Annotated in this window: 5 protein-coding genes; 2 read left to right on the plus strand and 3 right to left on the minus strand. The window is 61.9% G+C overall.

What is annotated here, in order from left to right:
• The 3 genes from ABW043_RS08540 to fabD form a co-directional block, all read right to left on the minus strand.
• Window positions 1-110: acyl carrier protein (locus ABW043_RS08540; protein ID WP_502908623.1), on the minus strand; the 110-nt coding region annotated here is incomplete at its 3' end.
• Between the two features lie 269 nt (window positions 111-379).
• On the minus strand, window positions 380-1,117 hold the full coding sequence (fabG, locus tag ABW043_RS08545; RefSeq protein ID WP_353920794.1) for a 3-oxoacyl-[acyl-carrier-protein] reductase: 738 nt from the start codon (window positions 1,115-1,117) through the stop codon (window positions 380-382).
• A gap of 16 nt (window positions 1,118-1,133) precedes the next feature.
• A complete protein-coding gene (gene fabD, locus ABW043_RS08550) occupies window positions 1,134-2,084 on the minus strand; it encodes an ACP S-malonyltransferase (protein ID WP_353920795.1) in 951 nt (316 codons plus the stop codon).
• Window positions 2,085-2,208: 124 nt separating this feature from the next.
• Between fabD and ABW043_RS08555 the strand changes: the two genes are divergently transcribed.
• Window positions 2,209-3,660: a GGDEF domain-containing protein gene (locus tag ABW043_RS08555; protein WP_353920796.1), complete on the plus strand. Its 1,452-nt coding sequence runs from the start codon at window positions 2,209-2,211 to the stop codon at window positions 3,658-3,660.
• A gap of 218 nt (window positions 3,661-3,878) precedes the next feature.
• Window positions 3,879-4,113: 30S ribosomal protein S6 (rpsF, locus tag ABW043_RS08560; protein WP_502908625.1), on the plus strand; the 235-nt coding region annotated here is incomplete at its 3' end.

The following is a 4,113-nucleotide window of genomic DNA, read 5'->3' on the forward strand; positions in this document are numbered from 1 at the left end:
GAGTCAGCGCCCAGATCGTCGATGAAGCTGGCCTTTTCTACGACCTTCTCAGCGTCCACATTGAGGTGTTCCACAACGATCTTGCGGACCCGATCAGCGACATCGCTCATATTTGACTTCCCTTTTAGAAATCGACGTTTCGTTTCGCTTCTTATTGGCGCGAAGCCAATTCATCAAGCTCGGTTTTGACTTGCACAGAGGCAATGTAAGCGGCCTTCTCGGCGCTCGCAAGGCGAACCGGCAAGGGTTAACGGGGCGCGAGTAACATGTTTCCTTGGGGTTTGCCAGCAGCGAGAGGCGTGGTTTCCAAGGGTTTAAGGCTTTATTAACGCGCCAATTAGCAACGGACGGCCGGAGTTTGCCACTCCGGCCATTCCAATCAGATCATCGCCATGCCGCCGTTGACGTTGAGCGTGTGGCCCGTGACGTAGGCTGCAGCGTCGCTCGAGAGGAAGACGGCGCAGGCGGCGACTTCCTGGGGCGTGCCGAGGCGGTTGGCAGGAATGGTCGAGAGAATGGCTTCGCGCTGCTTGTCGTTCAGTTCATCCGTCATGGCCGAGGCAATAAAGCCGGGGGCGATGGAATTTACCGTGATATTGCGGCTCGCCACTTCATAGGCCAGCGCCTTGTTCATGCCGATGAGGCCCGCCTTGGAGGCGGCGTAATTGCCCTGGCCGGGATTGCCCATGACGCCGACAACCGAAGAGATGCCGATGATGCGGCCCCAGCGCTGCTTCATCATGCCACGCAGCACGGCGCGGTTGAGATGGAAGGCAGCGGTGAGATTGACCGCGATGACTTCGTCCCATTCTTCATTCTTCATGCGCATGAAGAGATTGTCGCGGGTCATGCCGGCATTGTTGATGAGGATATCCACACCACCCATGACAGCTTCTGCGTCGGGCACGAGGGTATCGACGTCGTCCATCTTGGAGAGGTTGCACGGCAGGATCGGGCATTCCTTGCCGATCTGCTGGGCTGTTTCCTCAAGGGCACCGACGCGAGTACCCGAGAGAGCCACGGTGGCGCCGGCAGCAGCCAGTGCCTTGGCGATTTCGCGGCCGATGCCGCCACTGGCGCCAGTGACCAAGGCGCGCTTACCGGTCAAATCGAACATGTTGTTATTCCTTGGTTCAAGCGGTGACGGTCGCGACGAAGGCGTCGATATCGGCGGGTCCGCCGACAGCATGGGTGGTGACATCGGGGGCAATGCGCTTGGCAAGGCCCGTGAGCACGCGGCCGGTGCCGAGTTCGACGAGCTGGGTGACACCACCCTGCCCTGCGAGCCAGGTGACGGTTTCGGTCCAGCGCACGACGCCGGTGACCTGCTCGACGAGACGCTGGCGGATTTCGGCCGGGTCGGAGATCGGAGCAGCCAGCACGTTGGCGACGAGCGGCACGACGGGGGCATTCATCTGCACTTCAGCCAGGGCCGATGCCATGGCGTCGGCGGCGGGCTGCATCAAAGAACAGTGGAAGGGAGCGCTGACTGGCAGCAGCAGAGCGCGCTTGGAGCCCTTGGCCTTGGCGATTTCGACGGCGCGTTCGATGGCAGCGAGAGCGCCTGAGATGACGACCTGGCCGGGCGCATTGTCATTGGCAACCTGGCAGACTTCGCCCTGGGCGGCTTCTTCGGCAACGGCGCGGGCAGTTTCGAGGTCGAGACCAAGGAGCGCAGCCATGGCGCCGTGACCGACCGGAACGGCCTTCTGCATGGCCTGACCGCGGGTGCGGAGGAGACGGGCCGTGTCAGAAAGAGAGAAGGTGCCGGCGGCGCAGAGGGCGGAATATTCGCCGAGCGAATGGCCGGCGACGAATTTGGCATGGCCAGCCAGGGTGACGCCGCGGCTTTCGAGGACGCGAAGGACGGCAATGCTTGATGCCATCAGGGCGGGCTGGGCATTCTCGGTGAGGCGCAGAACGTCTTCCGGGCCTTCGAACATGGTCTGGGACAGTTTTTGACCCAGCGCGTCATCGACTTCGTCGAATACGGCACGCGCTTCGGGGAAGGCATCGGCCAGTTCCTTGCCCATGCCGACGGCCTGGCTGCCCTGGCCGGGAAAGGTGAAAGCGGTGCTGGTCATGACGGCGTCTCCGGGGTTGCGGACATTGCGAGGCGTTTGCCGAGTGTATTTGGTTGAGTCAAGCAATCTCTCTTAAGGATATTTGCGGGAGAATTGCGGGCCAGTGCGATTTTTTGGAGGCACCATGGATAGTTCAGCCGCGGCGGCTTCCACAAATGCAGGCTTTGCCAAGCCGCTCATTGCCGCCCTCCTGACGGCCGCGATCGTCTTTGCTCTCGCGCTGCTGGGTATCTATACACGCGTGGCCTTCGACCTTGCCAGCCTGTGGCCGGCGAATGCGGCCCTGCTCGGCATTCTCGCCATTTATCCCAAGGCAAATTCGCCGCTGACCTGGGTGTTGGCCGCGCTCGCCTATATGGCGGCGGATCTGGTGTCGGGCGGCGACCTCGTGCGATCGGCGACGCTCAATGCTACAAATCTTGTCGGCGTGGCAACGGGACTTGCTCTTATCCGGCTCTGGGCATCGCGGTTCTTCCCGATGACGCGACCGTCGAGCGTCGTCCACTTCTCCGTCGTGGTTCTTGCTGCCTCGCTTGCCTGCGGTGTTGCCGGCGGCCTTGTTGCCGGACCACTTTTGGAACTGGACCGTCTCGAAGGCTTCTTTCTCTGGACGGCCTCAGAAGCTGTGAATTACGCCATTTTCCTGCCGCTGGTGATGGGCGGACGCCTCATCAAGGCGCGAAAGCCATCGCCGACAGACCAGGACGATGCGGGACTGCCCGAAAAGGCGGCGGCCATCGCCGCGCTCATCGCCTCTTGCGGCCTTATGCCCTTCGTTGGCGGGCCTGGCGCCCTGATGCTGCATGTGCCGGCTTTCATCTGGTGCTCGACCCTCTTCGGTCCGCGGATCGCGCTCGTGCTTTCGGGCCTCGCTGCCATGTGGATATTGTTTGCCGTCCCCGTCGATCTGATCCCGCTCTATGTGGACCATGTGCCGCTCGACTCGCCCTGGGATGTCGCCTCCTTCCGGCTGGGCATCGGCTCCCTGGCGCTCGGGTCCCTTGCCATGGTGATGCTCAACGCTTTCTGGCAGGACGCCCATGACGAAATCGAGCACCGCGCCAATCATGATTTCCTCACCGGCCTGCTCAACCGCCGGGAGTTCAACAAGACGGCCGAGGCTAGCCTTGTCAGGCAACGGGACGGCACGCCGAATGTCGCCCTGGCCGTGGATGTCGACCATTTCAAATCGATCAACGATACGCATGGCCATCCGGTCGGCGATCACGTCCTGCAGGTCGTGGCGGGCCTCCTTGCAGCGGGCCTGCGCAAGGGCGACATTCTCGGCCGGCTTGGCGGGGAGGAATTTGCCATCATCCTGCCGGGCGCCGGAATCGAAGAGGGTACCAGGGTTGCCGAACGGATTCGCGAAGCGATTGCCGCCGAGACGCTGCATCATGGCGAGGTGACTGTTGCCACCAGCGTCAGCATCGGCATTGTCGAGTTCCACGCGCCGGCCAATCTGCCGCGGATGCTCAGCCTTGCCGACGAAGCGCTTTATGAGGCCAAGAATGCCGGCCGCAATCGCGTCGTGGCCCACAAAAGCGCCGCCCTGCTGCGGGCCGCAGGCGCCTGACGCTTGCATTGGGACGCCGTCTATTCTATAGCCGCCGCAGCAATTCGTTTGGCCGGGGGCTGAACGGAGGGTTTCCCCTTTGAACGACAGGGCTCTTTGAGCCTTACGTTGGGAGAAACAGGATCGATACCTGATCCGGCCTCCCGTGTTCCCGCTCTTTGCAAGACTGCTTTGACGCCTTTCCGGCTTCGAAGGGGCTCCGCGCCAGCGAAACGCGTATCGAAACTGAAAGGAAGGCGCACTCAATGGCCCTTTACGAACACATCTTCCTGGCTCGCCAGGACGTTTCGCAGCAGCAGGTTGAAGAACTGACCACTGCTCTGACCGAAATCCTGTCTCAGGGTGGCGGCAAGGTTACCAAGAACGAATACTGGGGCCTCAAGGGTCTCTCCTACCGCATCCGCAAGAACCGCAAGGCTCACTACACCCTGCTGAACATCGACGCATCGGCTC

It is taken from the genome of Devosia sp., from assembly GCF_040509215.1.
Taxonomy (GTDB): domain Bacteria; phylum Pseudomonadota; class Alphaproteobacteria; order Rhizobiales; family Devosiaceae; genus Devosia.